The sequence below is a fragment of the Chryseobacterium viscerum genome, from assembly GCF_025949665.1.
GTDB lineage: Bacteria > Bacteroidota > Bacteroidia > Flavobacteriales > Weeksellaceae > Chryseobacterium > Chryseobacterium viscerum_A.
In genome coordinates this window covers 1-22,075 of the sequence record NZ_JAPDFT010000005.1, presented here as the reverse complement: position 1 = coordinate 22,075, position 22,075 = coordinate 1, and the positions used below count along the sequence as shown (strand labels likewise).

At 36.5% G+C, this 22,075-nt stretch carries 15 protein-coding genes; 4 read left to right on the top strand and 11 right to left on the bottom strand.

What is annotated here, in order from left to right; all coding sequences use genetic code 11:
* Positions 1–48 precede the first annotated feature (48 nt).
* The 10 genes from msrA to OL225_RS19870 all read right to left on the bottom strand — a co-directional run bounded on the left by msrA (position 49) and on the right by OL225_RS19870 (position 15,968).
* Positions 49–603, bottom strand: a complete 555-nt coding sequence (msrA, locus tag OL225_RS19915; protein WP_047378022.1) for a peptide-methionine (S)-S-oxide reductase MsrA — start codon at positions 601–603, stop codon at positions 49–51.
* Positions 604–1,159: 556 nt separating this feature from the next.
* The gene (locus OL225_RS19910) at positions 1,160–2,128 is read right to left on the bottom strand and encodes an ROK family protein (protein WP_047378023.1); all 969 of its coding nucleotides are present in this window, start codon (positions 2,126–2,128) and stop codon (positions 1,160–1,162) included.
* A 79-nt stretch (positions 2,129–2,207) separates the two neighbouring features.
* Entirely contained in the window at positions 2,208–3,419 is a 1,212-nt protein-coding gene (locus OL225_RS19905) for a PepSY-associated TM helix domain-containing protein (protein ID WP_264519345.1), read from the bottom strand.
* A gap of 50 nt (positions 3,420–3,469) precedes the next feature.
* Entirely contained in the window at positions 3,470–5,584 is a 2,115-nt protein-coding gene (locus OL225_RS19900) for a TonB-dependent receptor (RefSeq protein WP_264519344.1), read from the bottom strand.
* Positions 5,584–6,783, bottom strand: a complete 1,200-nt coding sequence (locus tag OL225_RS19895) for a PepSY-associated TM helix domain-containing protein (protein WP_264519343.1) — start codon at positions 6,781–6,783, stop codon at positions 5,584–5,586. Before OL225_RS19895 ends, OL225_RS19900 begins: the two co-directional genes overlap by 1 nt.
* A gap of 40 nt (positions 6,784–6,823) precedes the next feature.
* Positions 6,824–9,004, bottom strand: a complete 2,181-nt coding sequence (locus OL225_RS19890; RefSeq protein ID WP_264519342.1) for a TonB-dependent siderophore receptor — start codon at positions 9,002–9,004, stop codon at positions 6,824–6,826.
* Positions 9,005–9,037: 33 nt separating this feature from the next.
* Positions 9,038–11,230 carry a TonB-dependent siderophore receptor gene (locus tag OL225_RS19885; protein ID WP_264519341.1) on the bottom strand — a complete coding sequence of 731 codons (2,193 nt, stop codon included), beginning with the start codon at positions 11,228–11,230 and terminating at the stop codon, positions 9,038–9,040.
* A 151-nt stretch (positions 11,231–11,381) separates the two neighbouring features.
* Entirely contained in the window at positions 11,382–14,456 is a 3,075-nt protein-coding gene (gene secA / locus OL225_RS19880) for a preprotein translocase subunit SecA (RefSeq protein ID WP_264519340.1), read from the bottom strand.
* Positions 14,457–14,581: 125 nt separating this feature from the next.
* Positions 14,582–14,803, bottom strand: coding sequence for a DUF2795 domain-containing protein (locus tag OL225_RS19875; RefSeq protein ID WP_002662059.1), 222 nt, complete (start codon positions 14,801–14,803; stop codon positions 14,582–14,584).
* A 136-nt stretch (positions 14,804–14,939) separates the two neighbouring features.
* Complete coding sequence (locus tag OL225_RS19870; protein ID WP_264519339.1) at positions 14,940–15,968, bottom strand: GDP-mannose 4,6-dehydratase; 1,029 nt, start codon at positions 15,966–15,968, stop codon at positions 14,940–14,942.
* A gap of 89 nt (positions 15,969–16,057) precedes the next feature.
* Between OL225_RS19870 and OL225_RS19865 the strand changes: the two genes are divergently transcribed.
* On the top strand, positions 16,058–16,855 hold the full coding sequence (locus OL225_RS19865; protein ID WP_047378031.1) for a DUF2797 domain-containing protein: 798 nt from the start codon (positions 16,058–16,060) through the stop codon (positions 16,853–16,855).
* 30 nt (positions 16,856–16,885) lie between these two features.
* Complete coding sequence (locus tag OL225_RS19860; protein ID WP_264519338.1) at positions 16,886–19,537, top strand: hypothetical protein; 2,652 nt, start codon at positions 16,886–16,888, stop codon at positions 19,535–19,537.
* A 99-nt stretch (positions 19,538–19,636) separates the two neighbouring features.
* On the opposite strand, the gene OL225_RS19855 is transcribed toward OL225_RS19860, so the two are convergent.
* A complete protein-coding gene (locus OL225_RS19855; protein WP_047378033.1) occupies positions 19,637–19,987 on the bottom strand; it encodes a hypothetical protein in 351 nt (116 codons plus the stop codon).
* A 175-nt stretch (positions 19,988–20,162) separates the two neighbouring features.
* On the opposite strand from OL225_RS19855, the gene OL225_RS19850 reads away from it, so the two are divergent.
* Both OL225_RS19850 and OL225_RS19845 read left to right on the top strand, forming a co-directional pair.
* On the top strand, positions 20,163–20,357 hold the full coding sequence (locus tag OL225_RS19850) for a hypothetical protein (RefSeq protein WP_047378034.1): 195 nt from the start codon (positions 20,163–20,165) through the stop codon (positions 20,355–20,357).
* 122 nt (positions 20,358–20,479) lie between these two features.
* Complete coding sequence (locus tag OL225_RS19845) at positions 20,480–21,526, top strand: PA0069 family radical SAM protein (protein WP_264519337.1); 1,047 nt, start codon at positions 20,480–20,482, stop codon at positions 21,524–21,526.
* Positions 21,527–22,075 lie beyond the last annotated feature (549 nt).

The window sequence follows — 22,075 nt, the reverse complement described above, 5'->3', positions numbered from 1 at the left end:
AACCCAATATACATTATCAATCCGGCTTTAGCCAAAACTTAAAAAGTCCTATTCTGCATTCAGCATTCCCAGTTCACCAAAATACTTTTTAAACTTCTGGATTTTAGGACCTACCACAGCGCTGCAGTAAGGCTGTGTTGGGTTTTCATTGTAATATCCCTGATGGTATTGTTCTGCCGCCCAGAATTTATCGAATTGAGTTAATTCTGTCACATAAGTTCCGGCCCATCTTCCTGACTCCTGAGATACTTTGATAGCTTCTTCAGCTTTTGCTTTCTCAGCATCATCTTTATAATAAATTACAGAACGGTATTGAGTTCCGATATCATTTCCCTGTCTGTTTAATTGAGTAGGATCATGAAGAAAGAAAAATACATCCATCAGCTGTTCGTAAGAAATAACAGCAGGATCATAAGTGATCTGTACCACTTCTGCATGTCCTGTTTCTCCTGTACAAACCTCCTGATAAGTCGGATTATCCTTATGTCCCCCGGAATATCCTGAAATAGCAGATTTTACCCCTTTCAGCATATTGAAACAGCTTTCTACACACCAGAAGCATCCGCCTCCGAAAGTAATCTGTTCTAAATTATTGTTATCCATTTTTGGTAATTATATTGTTTTATTATCTTTTCCTGATGCAGAAAAGACCAATCAAAAATAGGAAAAACTTTTTCATTTAAGTATGATTTTATGTCTTAAACTCCAATTACAATAATAGATGTAGCAAATTACTTTTAAACACAATTAGAAGCCATTTGTATAGGTGAATGTAAAATAACAGAGATAACACCCACGTTTTTTTTAAGCAATTAGTATTAGCAATGTCATGCTGAGCGGAGCCGAAGCATCTCAACTCAATCTGTAGTTTTTTTTTCGTCTTCTACTCTTAGATTTAAACACAAATAGCACCAATACTTTCACCAATAACACAAAGAAACTACAACATAATCATCTGCGAAAATCTGTGCAATCTGTGGGAAAAATAAAACATTTTCTAATAATAGATGTGACAAATTATTTTAAACACCAATAGCACCAATACTTTCACAGATAATACAAAAAAATACAACATACGCATCTGCGAAAATCTGTGCAATCTGTGGAAAAAAAGAAAGCACCCTAAAAAGGATGCTCTATATTATTTAAAAAGGATCAGTTATTTTTCCCAAACCAAAGCACTTGCTCCAAGAATAGCAGCATCAGCTTCGTCAAGTTCACTGAATACCAGTTTTACTTTATTTCTAAAGATTGGCAGAAGGTTTCTTTCCATATGAAGCTTAGCAGGCTTTAAAATAAAATCTCCTGCCTTGATCACCCCTCCAAATAGAAGAATGGCTTCAGGTGAAGAGAACATTACAAAATTGGCTATTGCTTCACCCAACTTCTGACCTGTATATCTGAAAACCTCAATAGCAATAGGGTCTTCTTTGATAGCACATTCGTATACTGTTTTAGAATTGATTTCGTCTTCAGGATACTGATTCAGCATAGATTCCGGGAACTCAGCTCTCATTTTCTTTGCTGTAATGGTAATACCTGTTGCAGAAGCATAGGCCTCAAGGCTTCCTTCAGAACCTGTACTCCAGTGTTTTCTACCGCCTGGTTTTACAATCGTATGTCCCAATTCTCCTGCGAACCCGTCATGTCCATAGATTAGGCTTCCATTGGCAATGATTCCGCTTCCTACTCCTGTTCCCAGTGTAATCATGATGAAATCCTTCATTCCTCTTGCAGCTCCGAAAAGCATTTCACCTAGGGCAGCAGCATTGGCGTCATTGGTTACTGTACAAGGAAGGCCGAATTTTGCTGTCATCAGCTCAGCAAATGGAATAACCCCTTTCCATGGAAGGTTGGGAGCTAATTCTATGGTTCCTTTATAGTAGTTTGCATTGGGAGCTCCTACTCCGATTCCGTCAAAGTGTGCTTCAGTACCATATTTTTCCATCATTGGACGAACACTTTCATATAACGCATCGATGAAATCCTCAATTTTGTCATATGCATCGGTTCTCAGGTTTCCTTTATCCAGAACTTCCCCACGGTGGTTTACGATTCCGAATTTAGTATTGGTTCCGCCGATGTCAACTCCAAGGGCAACTTGTTTTGATAAATCTATTAATGACATTTCTATTATTAAATTCTAAGGGCTAAAATTATAAAAAAGATTGTATTAATGGATTATTAACCGGATTTTATTTAATATGTCAAGCTGTTTTTAACGTTTTTTTCTTTTTTCTTCCCCACCAGATCATAAATCCGGTAACCGGAAGAGAAGCACATATAAGGCTTACGATAAAGGCAATGATCTTGGTAGGAAGACCTAAAATAGCTCCTACATGGATATCATAATTGGCGCTCACCGTTTTTTCTCCAAAGTTTTTGTCCTTTGGATCATGAGTGTGAAGAAGCTCTCCCGAATTTTCATCAAAGATTAAGCTGCTGCTTTTATGATAAGAATAAGAGAGATGTTTCACATATACCTCAAAGTTGGGGTGTTCATGATCATCCATATGTGGATGGCCTAGATCTATAGCGAACCCATAGGAATCAGGATATTTTGTCTGTACTGTATTAATGATTTTATCCAGTGTTCTCTCTGTTCTCAGCTCGATAGGAGCCTTTGTTTTAATATGGGAAAAGTCCGGGTACTTGATTTCTCCTCCTGAGAAAATTACATAGATCATCGCCTGAACGACAAAAAAAGCATAGAAAAGTCCTGTAATTGAGAAGATCAAAGCAAAAATGGAAGCATAAAAACCCAATACATTATGAAGGTCATAGTTTTTGCGCTTCCAGCTTTTAATATTTTTCCATTTGAAGGCAAAACGCTGTTTTCTTGCTGCTTTGTTCTTGGGCCACCAAAGGATGATCCCTGAAATCAGCATAATGATAAAAATAATAACCGGAATTCCTACTACATACGTTCCCCAATCCTGTTTTAAAAGGTAGCTCCAGTGGATCATTTTTACGATATTGAAGAACCCGTTCTTTTCATCATAAACTCTTAGTACTTTTCCTGTGTATGGATTTACATAAGCCTGTTTATAGATAGGAAATTCATCAAAATAATTCCAGGCGTCCGTATTATGTTCATACCAGAAGAACATATAGGACATCTTTTTGTCAATAGGAACATTGACCCAGTGAATCGGATATTTCTCTTTTACCTGTTCTGCCACAGCCTTTTCCATTACTCTGATAGGAAGTACCTGTTTCTGCTCAATATTCTGCTCATGGTGGTAGATAACATCTTTTCGGGTGATGTTTTCCACTTCATCCTTAAAAACGTATAATGCTCCGGTGATAGAGATAATAAAGATCAGAAAACCTATTCCCAATCCGAACCAAAGATGCAGCTTGGCAGACCATTTTTTAAAGAATCCGGGTTTCTTTTTATGATGATGATTTTTCTTCATATGCAGCTAAAAGTAAAGCAAAGATATGTTTTACTTTTTATTTAGTTTAATTAAAATTTATATTCAATCATGAATGTCCCTCTCAATCCAAGAGCATTGGTGAAATCACTGTCTCTTGCGGTCCACCATGAAATGGCAGGCTGATACACCTTGTTGAAAAGATTTTCAATTCCTAATGATACTCTCCAGTTATGGTTAACTTCATAGCTTGATTTGAAATTAAAGACAGTATATTCAGGAACATATCCTTCGCCGTAAGCATACAATCCTGTTTTAGCATTAGGCTCGAATCTGTTTTGCTGGAAAGAGTGGAGCATATCAAAACCAACGGATAGAGCAGGAACAGGTCTTGCCTGAACATAAGCCAATACTTTTGGTGCTGAAATTCTGCTGTTGTTGATCTTTGTAGAGTAATCACCGTCATCTTTTACAGAGGTAATTCCTTCCATCCAGCTGTAGCTTCCACCAAACTGAATCCATTTTGCAGGAGTAAAGTGTAAAAACCCTTCCACTCCATATACAATTTCCGGTGATCTCTGAATCATTAATGCTCTGTCCGGACTTTGCACGAATGATGCTCCTAACTTCGATGTACTCACATAAGAGGTTAATTCATAATTCAACCAGCTGGAAAGCTGTCCTGTAGCTCCCAATTCGTAGTTGTTAACGATAATTGGTTTCGTTTCCAGGCTATTGATCGTTTCAGAAGTTGAGGTTCTTAAAATTCTTCCTAATTCATTAATAGAATAAGCCTGAGAGAAGCTTCCGAAAAGGTTGATATAAGGCTCAATATTATAACGTATTCCAATATTTCCCACTAAGGCATTATAGCTTAACTTTCCACCTGCAACCGGAATACTATTAGTAAATGTCCCGTCACTTTTAAGGGTAGAAAGTGTATTGAAGTCATCTACATTCACTTTGATATTTTCATAGCGAAGACCTCCTTTGATCGTCAGTTTTTTGAAAAGATCAATTTTTGCCAATATAAAAGGGGCAATATTGGTCATACTCATATTGGGAGTCCAGAAACGTCCATCTTCCAGCTTTTGTACAGTTTCATCATTCAGAATGTCAGCTCCATAGATAATTTCACCTTGTGAGTTTGGGAAATTCCATAGTTGGGTGTCCAAATTGAATCTTGCTCCTTTTTTCTGGGAAATAACATTGGACTGCCCTCCATTGAAGAAAGTATCGCTGTATCCGTAAACGGTTTTAAAATCCTGATAATAAAGATTAATGTTTAAAGAAGTTCCTGTAAACAGATTCTTATTGTCATAGCTCACTCTGATGTTGTGATTTTTCGGAGTTCCCTGAGGAGTCGTTTCCAATCCTTTTCCAATTCCTTCACCAATAGTAGGAGTGATGCCGTATTTTCCTGTTTTTAATCCTACATTCAGATCTGATCTTGAAGAATACCCGATGTAAGATGCTTCAATTCTTTGATTTTCGTTGATGTCATAACCTACTTTCAGCAATCCGTTATAGTTATCCATCTTGGCAATACTGTAGGTTGGGCTTATCAAAATGCCATCTCCATCTTTTGTATATCCTGTTCTTTCGTAGGCTAATGAAAGGGTATAATCAAATTTATTGATCTTTCCGGATAAAAGCTGGCTGGCTCTTACTCCTAAAGTACCACCGTAAGGCTGTCCTGTAAAGCCAATCTGTGAAATTCCGGAGATTTTTTTATCTGTTTTGTTTCTTTTTGTAATATAATTGATGATTCCTCCGTCTGCTCCGTTACCATAGATGGATGATGCTCCTTTGATTACTTCAATTCTTTCGATGGCTGAAGGGTCTATAGTCCTCAAATCTCTTGCTCCGTTACGAAGTGGAGTAGACTGTGGAATTCCATCAATCAAAACCAAAACCTGGCGTCCTCTTAAAGTCTGTCCGGAATTGGAAGTCTGCCCGGAGTTGGTTCCTAAACTGGGAACGGTATATTGTAGGATACTTGTAATATCTGAGTTAACGGTCAGCTGTGACTGAATCTGTTTTTCTCCTACAACCGTAATGGAGCTTGGAACTTCTTTTATGTTTTCCTTTTTCCTGGAGGCAGTCATCACAACCTCGTCTACATTTTTAGTTTGTAAACTATCTTTTACCTGAGCAAAAACGGTAGTAGTTCCTAAGCAGGCAGCTGATAAAAGCGCTTTTTTCATTATATTTTCTTTCCTTTTTTCTTTCTTTTTCCCCACCAAACCAGGAATCCGGTTACAGGGAGTGATGTACATGTGAGGCCGGCAATAAACCAGATGATTTTTCCAATGATTCCGAAGTAGGATCCGGTATGGATATCATAATTGGCGTTGGAGTATTTCTCGGCAGTACTGAGATTGTGATGAGGTTTGTTGGCTAAAAGTTTTCCGGAGTAATTGTCGAATGTCAGGATATTTCTTTCACTGTATCTTCCTTCCATTCCGTAAACTGTTACCGGAAGGTTTTTCAGTTCTTTTCCTTTTTTATTCTTTCCGTTCAGCGTAATTCTGAAGCTGGATGATTTTGCATACAGCTTTTCAGTCTGTGCGGAAGCCAGATCAAAAACAGCTTCATTCTTTGCCATCAGAGAGTCCGGAGATTTTCTTTCTTTTTCTTTTGGAAGTTCCCATGAACCGGATAATGCAAACGTAAAGGTGTTTTTTACATAGGGATACGCAAAATAAATCCCTGTGACACTTAATAGCAATGCAATAAATGAAGCATAGAACCCTAAGATATTATGAAGATCGTAGTTTTTACGCTTCCAGTTTTTTACATTTTCCCAATTGAACCAAAAACGTCCTTTTCTGGCATTTTTATTTTTAGGCCACCATAAAATAATTCCTGTTATCAACATAACGATGAAAAGTACAGTTGGGATCCCTACAGTATATGGTCCCCATTCTGAGTTGAGCAGAAGCCCCCAGTGGAGATATTTCAGAATATTGAAAACATCATATTTTTCATCATAAACAGCAAGGATTTGTCCGGTGTACTGATTCACATACACCAGTTTGTTAATGCGTACCTGCTGGAAATAGTTCCAACCCTTCTTGCTTTTTTTATAGTACTCGAACTGATAGGATTTGGTTTTATCTAAAGGAATTTCCACCGCGCTTATAGGCTCCTTCTCATTAAGTTCCAGCGATACTTTTTCACGAAGCAGATTAATAGACAGTGGCTTTTTTCCAACATCTTCTTTCTTCAGATAAATGGCTTCTTTACGCAGGCTATTCTGTATTTCATCCTTAAAAACATATAAAGTCCCTGAAAGAGAGACTATAAATACGATGAAACCAACAGATAAACCAAACCACAAATGGAGTTTGGCAGACCACTTTTTTGAAGGAGCTTTCTTTTTATGGTGATGCTTTTTTCTCATAGCAAAAAGTTAACCCCATGAGGGGCTAACCTTTGAATTTTTAAAATTTATATCCTATTGATAGTCTCCAGTTACGCGGAGCATTATAGATCCATGCATATTCGCCGGCATCTCCTCTGTAACCACTGTACAATTTTCTGTTAAGGACATTATTCAACATTAGATTGACATCGAATTTCTTAGCAACATAAGAAACCCCGAAGTTGGTATCAAAATAATCCGGAAGGCTCTGATCTTTTGCGGCACTTACTCCGTACCATGATTGTCTTCCTCCCTGATACTGATAACCTGCTGAAATACCAAAACCTTTCATAAGACCATTTTCAAACCTATAGTTGATCCATGTATTCTGTACATTTTTAGCATTCCCCGGAGACTGGATTCCAATTCTTGTAGGATCTGTGTCTTTAACGGTTTTTGCATCTGTATAAGCATAGTTGATGATAATATTCAACCCTTTGATGATTTCTCCTTTGATATCGGTTTCAAAACCTCTTGCTCTCTGCTCACCTGTAGCAACCTGGAAAGGCTGTCCTTCATTTTGTTCTTTAAGTCCCGCAACAAGAATATTCTGTCTTCTGATTTCGTATACTGAGAAAGTAGAGTTCCATTTTCCTCCGAACCAGTCTTTCTTCAACCCGAATTCAATATTCTGTCCTCTGAAAGGATCTGTAATTTTGGTTTTGTTAATTCCTGTTCCGGATTGTGGTACGAAGGTTTTATCATAGATACCGTAAGCAGAGAAATTTTCATTAATAGAATAACTCACTCCAACTCTTGGTGTAAACTCACCAGCTGTATCAGGTACAATAGGAGTACCAGTGCTTAGATTAGGATATGCGGAATAGGTTTTACCGCTTGTATATCTTCCTGCCAATGTTAATCTCAGTTTGTTATCAAACATTTCAATCTGATCCTGAGCGTAATAAGAAGTATATTTTACACCCTGATCGTTATAAAACGGAGCAGAAGTGTTTAATGTATAAAAATCAGAAGATGGAAGTTTTGAAGGATCTACCCCATAATTTACATTATAAATGTCAATTGGGAATAGTAAGGTTTCTTTGCCATCTACAATTTTTGAATAAGAAGAAAAGTCAGCAGTGTATTTTCTGTCTCCGTAATCAAATCCCGCGATTATTTTATGAACAATATTCCCTGTATTAAGGGTTCCTCTCACATAGGTCTGGAAAATATGATTTTTTCCTTTTGCCTGCCAGTTGCTTAATGTTCTGTTTAAAACATTTTTATTGGCTGAATCAAATGTTCCCCACCAGGAACCTCCGTCATAGTTCAGGTCCATATAAGCATATTGTGTACTCCAAACCCAGTCTTTGAACAGTTTCTGGTCTAAGCTTAAGAATAGACTCTGATCTTTTACTTCAGTTTTCTTGAAGTTCGGGTCATTAAAGTTGGTATGTACATTCAGTGAAGCGTATCCATCGTTAGACATCAGATAAGCTCCCGGCTGATTGAATTTTAAGTACTGATAGTTATACTGTGCTGTAAACGTAGTAGTCTTTGTAGGTCTGAAAGTAATGGAAGGGGCAACAATGATTTTGCTTGTTTTATCATTTTCCACCCATGATTTATTAGAGCTTCCCATTAAATTGATACGGTAGTCTAGAACTCCGTCTTTCACAAGAACTCCGTCAAGATCTGCTTCCCCTCTGAAAAGGTTATAGCTTCCTGTAGTGAAACGCACACTGTTGGCGAATTTTCCAGTAGGTTTTTTTGTAACTACATTATAAAATCCGGCAGGATCTCCCATAGAACCCATAAATCCGGCAGGACCTTTTACAAACTCTATCCTGTCTATGATAGATGCATCAGGATTAATAGGTCCCCAGGTAGAGGAAACATTCATTCCGTTCATGAAAGTGGCAATACTGGCACCTCTCATGAAGACATTGGAATATACATTATCCCAGTGTTCTACTTTTCTTGCACCACTTACGTTACGAACAATACCTTCAGACATGTTCAATGTAATCTGATCAGCCAGAACCTGAGAACTTACAGACTGTACATTCTGAGGAAGCTCAAGAATCGGAGTCTGGATTCTTAACGAACCTGAAACTTCATTCAGTTTGTACTTCTGATAATATCTTCCGTTAACAACTACTTCTTCAATATCGTTGGATTTGATGGTGTCTTTTTTTTCCTGTGCAAAACTTAACATGGAAGTTAATAATGCAGCTCCTATTGTTATTCTTTTCATTGTTTATAAGGGGAGTAATTTTACTCTAACAGTTTAAAATTTATAAGTGAAGCTTCCTAATACGTTGGCTAGTGCCTGGGCATTAGCAGTTGTATATCCGCTCCAGTAATGTTCATTGGTAAAGTTGTCTACTTTCACACCGATTCTGAATTTTTTAGTGTCATAAAAGGCATTAGCATTCAATACCAGATATTTTGGAAGAATGAAAGTACCCATGGTTGTAGAGTTAACAATCTTGTTGTCGCTCGCGTAGTTTCCTCCAACCCCGAATCCAAGTCCTTTTAATTTCCCGTCAAGGAATTGGTAGCTTGCATTGAAGTTAACCAACCATGGAGATGATGCCGTAGCAGGCCTTCTTCCGATTACCGTTTCATCAGCTTCTGTATATTTCATATCGTTGTAGCTTACTCCGGCAATTACAGAGAATCCTTTGATCAGATAAGCATTTGCTTCCAATTCTACTCCCTGGCTTCTTAATAAACCAGCCTGATTTTGTACAGCCTGTCCTGTTCCTGTCATTTCACCAGTATTAAGAAGTGTATTTTTTACCTGAATATTATAATAGCTTAAAGTTGTAGTAATTCTTCCTTTGATAAGATTGGTTTTGATACCTCCTTCAAACTGATTGGCTCTTTCGGGTGTTGAAAGGGTTACATTCCCTGTTTTATCCGAAGTATAATATCCATTTACTGAAAAACTGTTCTGGTAGTTTCCGAATACGGATAATTTCTCAGGAAGAATCTGATAAACAACTCCGAATTTTGGAGACCATGATCCCTGGCTATATGAATCAGTCAATTTTTGTCCGGTTTGCCCTCCTTTAAAATTTACACTTTCGTATCGTACAGAAGTAAGAATATTAAGTCCTTCTACAGGAGTGATGACATTGGAAATATAACCACTGTAAATATCTTTTTTTCCCCTGCTTATATAAGTATTGTTTTTCTCAAAATCAGACCCGCTTTGTAGTGCTGTATATTTTGCACCCAATGTCTGGCCATTCATATTGGAATAATCTGTGGCATTAAATGGTACCCAGTCAAAATCTGTAAACAGAAAATACTGGTTGTCATTCATTCTCATATAATCAAAACCGGCAACTGTTCTGTTTCTTACGCTTCCGATATTGAAATCAAAATTGAAGTTCTGCTGAACCTGGAAATACGTTCTTTTGCTGTCTTTAGTAGACTGGTCAGCTCTTGCTACCCCAATTTCTGAACTATTGGCAGGGTTTGGAGCAAAATAGAAATAAGGGTTAAATCCGTCTGAGTAAGAATAAGAAGTACTTACATTCGTAGAGGATTTGATATGCTCATTAATCTTATAATTAACCTGTCCAAAGAAGTTTCTTGCTTTACCAACAGTTTTAAGACCTTCTCCAGTGTAAGACTGTTTATAGTTATAGCCCAATTTCTCCAGTTTATCCATACTGTCTGCACCAAGTTGCGAACTTGGATAATAAAAGAAGAAAGCGGTTTCAGGATATGAATTGGTTTCAAACATTTCCAGTTCAGCATTGATCTCTAAATTATCTGTAGGACGGTAAGTAATGGATGGGGTAAATGCATAGAAAGAATTCTTTGCATTGTTTCTCTGAAAAGTTCCCTGATTAGTATAAGCTGTATTTAATCTGAATAATAGTTTTTTATCTTTCGTAAGCGGAGCATTAACGTCTGCCTGTACTCTGTAGTAGTTATAACTTCCACCTGCCAGAGAAACAGCACCTGCAAAAGTTTCAAAAGGCTTTTTAGTAACTCTGTTGATAACACCTCCGTAAGACGTCACATTACTTCCGAATAATGTAGCAGAAGGTCCTTTCAACACTTCAATTCTTTCTACATTGATTGCATCCATTGAAGTTGTAATAGGAGCTACCATACCATTTCTTATAGAGTTTCCTGCAACAAAACCTCTTAAGTTAAGGTAGATCCCTCCATCTCCAGCTCTGTTTGTAGCGCTCCACATTTTCTGTGCACCCGCCACATTCCTGAAAGCATCATCTACGGTAAATAGCAATTGATTTTCTAATACACCTTTGTCAATAGAAGAATATACTTGTGGATCTTCTATAGCTTTCAGAGGCATTTTGTTGGAATAATCACTGTCTTTCTTAACATATGTATTGATAACTACTTCGTCAATGCTTTTAGTGGTTAATGAATCTTTTTTTTGGGCAGAAACCAGCATTGTTCCCAGTGCAGAAGCACAGATCAGTACATTTTTCATGAAAGTCAAATTTTCTGCAAATATATTATTTTTAACTGTTCTAAATAAATAATAAGATTGATATTTATCATAAAATTATTATATACTGAATAACAAAAAACCGCTATGGTCAATGCCAGAGCGGTTTTTAGATGATATTATTAAATTTTTCTTAAGCTGGAATTTCTCCTTTGTATAAGAAAGAAATAATTTCTTTGTTTAGTTTGTCAATCATTTCACTGAATAGGTGGAAAGATTCCTGTTTATAGATTACAAGCGGATCTTTCTGCTCGTAAACAGCTCCCTGTGATGATCTTCTTAAGTCGTCCATCTCACGAAGATGAAGCTTCCAGTTTTCATCAATAATTGATAATGTGATATTCTTCTCAAAATCGTTCACCAAACTTTCACACTGAGTATCATAAGCTTCTTTAAGATCAGCTACAATAGTCATTGTTTTATGTCCGTCTGTGAAAGGAACCTGGATCATTTTGAACATTGAACCTTGATTTTGGTATACATTCTCAATGATTGGGAAAGATTTTTCTTTCAATAGATTCAATTTCATTCTATAATCTTCCTGAGCTGCATTGAATAAAATATTCGTCAGATCCTGAACATTTTTATTATTAAAATCACTTTGGGAAACCGGAGATTCCATTGTAAATGTTTTAATGATTTCGTATTCAAAATCTTTATAACTTCCTGAAGCCTTTCCTTTCGCAACGATAGAATTAGCAACATCGAAAATCATATTCGTAATATCATATTTCAAGTGATCTCCGAACAGGGCATTCTTTCTTCTCTTGTAGATTACGTCACGTTGTTTGTTCATTACGTCATCATACTCAAGAAGTCTCTTTCTTGTTCCGAAGTTGTTTTCTTCTACTTTCTTCTGAGCTCTTTCAATAGACTTGCTGATCATAGAGTGCTGAATTACTTCACCTTCTTTATGACCCATTCTGTCCATCATTTTAGCAATTCTTTCAGAACCGAACAAACGCATCAGGTTATCTTCAAGAGATACATAGAACTGAGAACTTCCAGGGTCTCCCTGACGTCCTGCTCTACCTCTAAGCTGTCTGTCAACACGTCTTGAATCATGTCTTTCAGTACCGATGATCGCTAAACCTCCAGCTTCTTTTACTTCCTTAGAAAGCTTAATATCCGTACCACGACCAGCCATGTTCGTTGCAATGGTTACAACTCCCGGCTGTCCTGCTCCTGCCACAATCTCGGCTTCTTTCTTGTGAAGCTTCGCGTTCAGGACCTGGTGAGGAATTTTTCTTAACTGAAGTGCTTTTGAAAGCAATTGGGAAATTTCAACAGAAGTTGTTCCTACCAATACAGGTCTTTTTGCTTCTGTTAATTTTTCTACTTCTTCAATTACAGCATTATATTTTTCTCTGTTAGTTTTGAAAACTAAATCCTGTTTGTCATTTCTTAAAATTGGACGGTTTGTTGGGATAACCACTACATCTAATTTGTAGATTTCCCAAAGTTCACCCGCCTCAGTTTCAGCTGTACCAGTCATCCCCGCAAGTTTGTTGTACATACGGAAATAGTTCTGAAGCGTGATGGTAGCAAAAGTTTGAGTAGCAGCCTCAATTTTTACGCTCTCTTTCGCTTCGATTGCCTGGTGAAGACCATCTGAATAACGACGACCCTCCATGATACGTCCTGTCTGCTCATCAACAATTTTTACTTCACCATCAATTACTACATACTCATCATCTTTTTCAAATAATGTGTATGCTTTCAATAGCTGGCTCATAGTATGAACACGTTCAGATTTTTCAGCAAAGTCAGCAAAAAGTCTTTCTTTAGCTTCAAATTCCTCTTCTTTAGAAAGATTTTTAGCTTCTACTTCAGCAATTTCAGTCCCGATATCAGGAAGAACGAAGAAGTTAGTATCAGAATTTCCTTGAGACATATACTCAACACCTTTATCGGTAAGATCCACCTGGTTGTTTTTCTCTTCGATAACGAAGTAAAGATCTTTATCTACGATCGGCATGTCACGGTTGTTGTCCTGCATATACTGCGATTCAACTTTTTGAAGCAATGCTCTGTTTCCGCTTTCCGATAAGAATTTGATTAATTGTCTGTTTTTTGGAAGACCTCTGTACGCCTGAAGCAATTTAAACCCACCTTCTTTTGTATTTCCTGCAGCGATTAATTTTTTCGCTTCGTTGAAAATAGCAGAAACGGTTTTCTTTTGTACTTCAACAATTCTGTCAATAGAAGGTTTAAGAACATCAAACTCCTGTCTGTCTCCCTGAGGAACCGGACCGGAAATGATCAATGGTGTTCTTGCATCATCTACCAATACAGAGTCAACTTCATCCACAATAGCAAAGTTCAATTCTCTTTGTACCAATTCTGAAGGTGAAGTTACCATGTTATCTCTCAGGTAATCGAAACCAAATTCATTGTTGGTTCCGTAAGTAATATCTGAGTTGTATGCTTTTCTTCTTCCGTCTGAGTTCGGCTGGTGGTTGTCGATACAGTCGATAGACATTCCGTGGAACTGATAAAGAGGACCCATCCACGCGGAGTCTCTTTTTGCAAGATAGTCGTTCACGGTTACAACGTGTACTCCTCTTTCAGGAAGTGAATTTAAGTAAATAGGTAATGTTCCTACCAAAGTTTTACCTTCACCGGTTGCCATCTCGGCAATTTTACCACTGTGAAGAATAACCCCTCCGATAAACTGAACATCATAGTGGACCATATCCCAAACTACAGGAGTTCCGGCAGCGTCCCATGAGTTTTTCCAAACAGCTGTGTCTCCCTGAATGCTCACAAAATCTTTTCCTGCATCAGCCAGTTCTCTGTCCCAGTCACTTGCTGTTACACGGATTTCTCCATTCTGTGCCCATCTTCTTGCCGTTTCTTTGATCAATGCAAAAGCTTCGGGAAGAACCTGAACAAGAACTTTCTCTTCAATTTCATATGATTCTTTCTTTAGAGACTCAATTTTTGAAAAAAGAGCTTCTTTTTCATCAACATTGGTTGAATTTTTTATCTGCTCTTTTATCTGTTCTATTTGAGCTGTGATCTTGCTGGTTGCAGATTTTATATTCTCTTTAAACTCAGCCGTTTTTTGTCTCAACCCATCATCTGACAATTGTTGGATGTTAGGTTCTACAGCCTTGATTTTTGTTACAACTTTTTTTACTTCTTTTAGGTCCTGCGCTTTTTTGTCTCCCAAAAACCCTTTAAGAACTTTGTTTAAAAAACTCATAAATTTTTTGCTTTATGCTTAATGCAAGATGCTTTAAGCGTTTTAAATGACACGCTTATCGTGTAAATTAATATATAAAAAGGGCAAAAAAGCTCTAAGCACACAGCCTAAAGCTTATCGCTTTATTAATATTCGTCCTCGTTCCAAAGGAAATCCTCGTCAGTAGGGTAGTCACTCCATACTTCTTCGATAGATTCATAAATTTCCCCTTCGTCTTCGATTGCCTGAAGGTTTTCTACTACCTCCATAGGTGCACCAGTTCTGATTGCGTAGTCAATAAGCTCTGCTTTTGTCATTGGCCAGGGTGCGTCACTTAAATATGAAGCTAATTCTAATGTCCAGTACATAATTTTCTAATTTTTTGCAAAAGTATAAAAATAGGTTGTATAATAAACTTTTTTATACTTGATTTTCAATTCTTTTTATAATTTTTTCTTATAAATGGCTGTCACAAACTAACTGGCAGCTATGTCAGCAATTTACTTAATGTCGTTTTCTCAAAAACCATTCCACAAATTTTTTTATGCCATTTTGGAAGTCTGTGGCAGGTTTATACCCTATTAAATCCTTTGCTTTTGTAATATCGGCATTCGTTTTTGTGACATCTCCCGGCTGCATTGGCAGAATTTTTTTTATGGCAGTTTTTCCCAGTACATTTTCTATAGTAGAAACCATCTCTGATAAAGTGACCACCTGGTTTTCTCCGAGATTAAGCACTTCATAAACCCCGGAATTGTTTTCCAGATAAAGGATAGACTTCGTAATACCGTCAATAATGTCATCTATATATGTATAATCTCTGGCGGTATTTCCGTCACCATAGAAAGGTATTTCCTGATTTTCTGAAATAAGTTTTACAAACTTGTGTATTGCGAGATCAGGTCTCTGTCTTGGTCCATATACTGTAAAGAACCTAAGCTGGATCATATCTATATGGTATAGATTGTGATACACATGTCCTATGATTTCTCCACTTTTTTTAGTGGCTGCATAAGGTGATATAGGATTGTCTACATTATCTGTTTCTGCAAAAGGAACCTTTTCATTGTTTCCGTAAACACTTGAGGAAGATGCACAAATAAATTTTTTAATATTAAAATCCTTACACAATTCCCAAAGATTCATAGTACCTCTTACATTGACTTCTTCATATTCTAAAGGACGTTCAATGGAAGGGCGTACACCGGCAAGCGCAGCCAGATGAATCACCATGTCGATATGGTGGTTTTTAAAGATGCTTTCAAGACCTTTTTGATCACGGATATCCTGCCAATAGAGGGAATATTGGTCAGAATGAGTGAGTGAAATTAAATGACGGAGATCAGTCTCTTTGTCTGAGTATTCAAAATCCGAAATTTTACCAATTGACTCTAAAGTATTTTTAATTTTCACCTGATAGTTATAGAAATCATCAAAATTGTCAATGTTTATGACAGAATGTCCATTTCTTAATAATCGTTCAATTAAATGAGATCCGATGAACCCACTACCGCCTGTTACAAGATAAACCATTTGTATTTTTTATTAGTACAAAAATATAAATTTTACTTTTTGAAAAATATAATCATTAAATTTACTTAAAAAAGTAATATAAATATAATATGCAGTTTCAAGGGCAAATTTTAAAGATGACAAGCTACGATGCAAAGCCAATCCAATACTACCTCAATCTTTCAGGAGATCTGATCCATATGAATGAGCTGATTGGAAAAGAGTTAAGCATCAGGCACACCGGATTCCAATGTGTAAACTGTGGAGAAAATAAGCCTATTTACAGAATGGGATTCTGCAAAAACTGTTTTTTTGAAAGTCCTTATGCAAGTGATACCATTATCCGTCCGGAGCTTTCTACAGCGCATTTAGGAGTTGCAGAACGAGACCTGGAGGTTGAAAAACAAATTCAGCTTCAGCCGCACACCGTGTATCTGGCTTATACCGGAGATGTAAAAGTAGGCGTAACAAGAAATACTCAGATTCCAACAAGATGGATTGATCAGGGGGCAACTTTTGCATTACCCATTGCAAGAACAGAGAACCGATACGAAGCAGGAATGATAGAAGTGGCTTTAAAAGAACATCTGGCAGATAAAACCAATTGGAGAAAGATGTTGCAGGATGATTTTGAAGGAGAAATAGACCTTGCAGACTTCAGACAGAAGATCAAAGAACACTTTCCTGAAGATTTTCAGAAGTTCTACCGGGAAGGAGAAGAACTGTGGATGTTCGATTATCCTTTTGAGAAACCGGAAAAAGTCTCTTCATTTACATTAGACAAAAAACCTGAATTTACAGGAAAGCTTACAGGTATCAAAGGACAGTACCTGGGATTTGAAGGAGGAAATTTTATCAATGTAAGAGGGCATGAAGGATATGTGATTGATTTTGAAGTAAAAAATTGATCGATGTAATATAAAACCGAATCACAAAATATGGGAAAATGGGTTAAAAGACTATTGATAAGTTTCGGAATTCTGGCGGGAATTCTTCTTGCTGCGAATTTTGGACTGAATATATGGCTTAAAACCCAACTTCCGGAGTACATAAAAAAGAATACCAACTATAAAGTTTCTTATAAAACTCTTGATGTAGATTTAGGAACCGGAAACATCTTTGCTTCGGGAATTTCAGTCAACAGTAAAGATCCTCAAAACACAGAAGTTATTGGACTGCAGGGAACTATTGATACCCTGAAAATAAGCCGTTTTGGGATTTACGATGCTATTTTTAATAAAAGAATCAGCTCCTCAGATCTGTTGTTGGATAAACCTGATTTAAATGTCATTCTGGCGAAACCTGTTGATCGTAAAACAGGAAAAAAGAGAAACCCGTTTTTGTTTGAAAATATCAGGATCAACGATGGGAAAATTGCTGTTTTCAAATATACCAAACAGAAATTTTTATCCGTACAGCAACTGGATCTGTTTGTAGAAAACTTACAGATGATGGAAGAATCAGTTGAAAATAAGCTTCCTGTCGTTTTCGACCGATACAGTATTAAAGGAGAGAAATTCTTTTTCCGTCCCGATGGAACTTATGCTGTTACCATTAATAATATCAATACAAGTGATGGGCAGGTGTTGGTTGAAAACTTCAGACTGACTCCGCTTCTTTCTTTTGCTCAGTTTAAAAAGTTTTACCCTAAAAAGCCCCGATTATTTGAATTGAGTATCCCAAAAATGGAATTCAAAGATGTGGTTTTGACTAAGAATAAAGTATCACTTGCCAATGCTGACTTTCAAAATCCTGTTTTCACAGTTTACAACACAGGAGTAAAATTGAAAAAAAGTGATAAAAACTCCAATTTTGAGGTTGATTTTAATACTTTTAGACTTAATAATGCCATGGTTCAGATCAATAAACCGGATGGCAATAAACTCTTGTCTGTTGGAAACCTTAACTTAAATATTAATCAGCTTAAGTTTGATAAGGAAAGTTCAGAACAGGTCATTCCTATTGGATATAAAGATTTTCTGTTATCAGGAAGAGATATAGTATATTCTAATCATCAGAATATTGCAATAAGAAGTCTTGCCCTGAAACCTACAAATGGTGAAATTCTGGACATGGTATTGACACCAGGTTCTTCCCAAACTGGAAAAACAGCAATTAATTTAAAAACAGATCATATTGCTTTTAACATTAATAAGCTGGAATTCGTTGATAAAAAACTCAATCTGGATATCAAAGATGTTCTTGTTGATAATGTAAACGGAGCGTTCAAAGCAGGGGAGAAGAAACAAAATAAAACTTCTGAGCCAGGGATCATACAGTCTGTTATTGTAAGGAAGATGTCTTTGAGAAATTCAAATATCATTTATGATAATGGAAAAGAGCCACTGGCTTTTCATGATTTAAACGCCACATTTAATAATATTGAATTATCACCCAAGCTAAATCAACAAGGATTATCTTTTAAGGTTAAAGATTATTATCTCACCACCCGAAACTTTGCTTATAAAACACAGTTCTACAATATGAATTTAGGGCTGCTGAAGCTTAATAAAAATAAGATTCAGATCAATAATTTTTCAATGAAACCTCTTGTTTCGAGAGCACAGTTTATCAAGATGATACCCGTTGAAAGAGATTTGTACGATATAAAAGCCGGGCAAATAACAGCAGTAGGAAACTGGGAGTTGTTTTCTCATCATAAAACGATAAATGCTTCTCATGTCACGATCCAGTCGGCAGATGCTAATATTTTCAGAAGCAAAATTCCGAAAGACGATCCAAAAGAAAAAGCTCTGTATTCCAAAATGCTGCGTTCCATTAAAATTCCGATGACGATTAATACGCTCGATCTGAAAAACTCAGTATTAGTATACGAAGAAGATACTCCGGAAAGTATGGGACCCGGAAAACTGATCTTCAATAACTTTAATATGAATGTCAGAAACCTGAATTCTGCTAAAATAAAAGGGAAACCCACAAAAGTAGACATTAAAATCAATTGTTCCTTCATGAACCTTTCGCCGCTTTCCGTAAACTGGAACTTCGATGTTGCTGATCGTAACGATAATTTTGCAATTTCGGGAAAAACCACCAATCTCCCGGCCAGTGGTATTAATCCGTTTATCAGACCTTACCTTCATGTGACTGCTACCGCAGGGACCATTCAGGAAATGCTCTTTAATTTTAAAGGAAATCCTGCCGGATTACACGGAATCTTTAATCTTAAACATAAAGATCTGAAAATTGCCGTACTCAACAAGAACAATCATGAGAAAAAAGGTTTCCTGACGGCTGTTGCCAACGTTTTTATAAAATCAAATTCAGGTAGTTTTCCCGATGCTGTTACCGTAGAAAATGTAGAGCGTGATCCAACAAAATCTTTCTTTAATCTGTTCTGGAAAGGAATTGAGCAGGGATTAAAGAAAACCCTTATTGGGAAAAATGTAGATAAGACAGAAAAAAAAGTAAAAGAGGCAGTTTCTTCTGTGAAAGAAATGAAACAGTCTGTAAAAGAAATAAAGCAGGAGATAAAAAATAAAAAAGAAACTCCCGAACCGGAAGGAGAAAAAAAAGAAAAGAAAGGTTTTCTGAACAATATTTTCAGGAAAAAAGAAAAATCTGAAGAATAATTCTTTAAACCATTAAGATAGAACCATTAATTGATGATCGATGTCTTTTTAATTAAAACGATCTTAATGGTTTAAAAAATTAAATATAGGTAGATTCAGTTAAAAATTGAATTCGTCACTTTCCAGAATCGGAATATCTCTTAAAAATTTATCAAATTCTTCACCTGGATAATTGCTGTCTGCCCCATAAGAATCTATGATCATTCCACGGTTTCCGGCGCCATCTTTTACTACATAAAGCACTGCGCTGTCATCAGGATTGCTGTCTCCTTCAAAACGATACGTTTTTAATATCACCAATTCTGCAGGCTGATAAACTTTATCAGAATTTTCAAACTTCATTTCACATTTTTCGTTCATTCTGAATTCTCTGTGTATTCCTCTTTCAGAAAGCGTTTTCATGACTTCACTTAAGGTTGTCATTGCATCAAAATTCCCTGAATTTTCCATAATAATATTTTTGTTTTTAAGTACAATAATTAAACCATTGCAATCTTTAAATATAAGAAAAATAGCAGATTGTAATTTTCCTAAAAATAAAGTTTAATGTTAACAAAATTTATAATTTAAAAAAATAAAATAGGTATACTTTTTGCAATGGTAAGAATATTAAATCAATGAAAATATGAAAAAAGAAGTTGGAGTTTTACTGGCAGGAGGAGTTGGTCTTTTGGCAGTATTAAGTTTAATCAGCATAAAAAAAATATTGACTAAAAAAGATAAAAAATATAGTGATTCCTATTCGGATTATCACAGACACTTTGATGAAAAAAATCAAGATGATGAAACTCATGGAGTGGAATTTTACGCACTGAAGTAGTAAAAAAATATATTTAATTATGTTAAATCCAACGCTTTTGAAAGTGTTGGATTTTTTTTGTGGAAAACTTTAATGTTAAAACTCATTATTTTATGCAAATTCCATTTTAATTTTACACAGGAATGCAAAACGAAAATTTGATAAAAGGTCAGGGCGCTCAGCGAAACGTTATCAATCGTTTCGACAGGTATACCTATGAACCTGAAGACGAAGATTTCGAAGCAGTAAAAACCTCCTTCACTGAAGTTTTTCCCAAAACAATTGTGAATCAGGTGAAGAGCGAAGACCTTCCTATGGAATATTCTATGAACCCTTATCAGGGATGTGAACATGGCTGCTCTTACTGTTTTGCAAGACCTACCCATGAGTATTGGGGGTATAGTGCCGGAATTGATTTTGAAAGAAAGATCATGGTAAAGAAAAATGCTCCCGAATTACTGGAGAAATTTTTTCAAAAAAGAGCTTATAAAGCAGCTCCGATTCTACTATCCGGAAATACAGACTGCTATCAGCCCGCCGAAAGACAATTTGAAATCACCCGAAAGCTCCTGCAGGTTTGTCTTGATTACAGACATCCTGTCAATATTCTGACAAAAAACGCAATGGTATTAAGGGATCTTGATATTTTAAAACCCATGGCGGAGCAGAACCTGGTTTCAGTTTCTTTAAGCATTCCCACCATTAATGAAGAACTGAGACGGAAGATGGAGCCCAGAACGAGTTCTGCAAAAAATAAATTAAAAGCCGTAGAAATTCTCTCGGAAAACAAAATCCCCGTACACGTGATGGTTGCTCCCATTATTCCCGGACTCAATAGTGATGAACCTCTGAATATATTAAAAGCCATCTCTGAAGCAGGTGCTTTAGGATTCGGGTATACCCTGGTGAGATTAAATGATACTGTTGAACCCGTTTTTGTTAATTGGATAGAAAGTCATTTTCCGGACAGAGCGCAGAAAGTTTTAAATCTCATCCGTTCTATGCGCGGCGGGAAGCTTGGAGATAAAAGATATTTTGAAAGACAAAGGGGAGAAGGTAATATTGCTGAAATGATTCACACAACTTTTAAGATTGGCCGAAAGAAATTTTTTGACGGTAAAGAATTTCCAAAACTCTCAACAGCTAATTTTACCGGGACCCGCGATCAGCAATTAAAAATGTTTGATTGATTACAGCATCTGGATTGATCCTATCATAATAGTAAAAGGAGCCATTTTCAATATTGTTATCGTTAATAAACTTTCCACTGCTAGTTGTTCCAACACTTATCATATATATTATATATAGTATGTGATATGAATTTTACTAGGAGCTTCATCCTGCTATCCATTTCTACTCCTCGCGCCAGAGCTTTTCCACGCTCAACCCCACTCACACTCCAACCCTTACTGCGGGGTAACCATTTCTATCAGGGCTAGGGGAATTATAAATTATAAATTATAAATGATGAATGATGAATGATGAATGATGAGTTTCGGGTTTCTATGTAGAAAAGGAACATTGGTGTTGAATTTTTATCTTCCTGATTTTTATGTAAGGAGGTTAGTGAGTATAAACCTCTGTTCCCATTGTGTCATTCCGCAGGAATCCAAACAGCCTTTAAAGGAAGTAAGCTGACAGGATAATGTTTAAGATTTTTTTTAGCAGTTAGTATTAGCAGTGTCATGCTGGGCTGAGTCGAAGCATTTTAATTAAGGTGAATTATATTTCTGCTATTT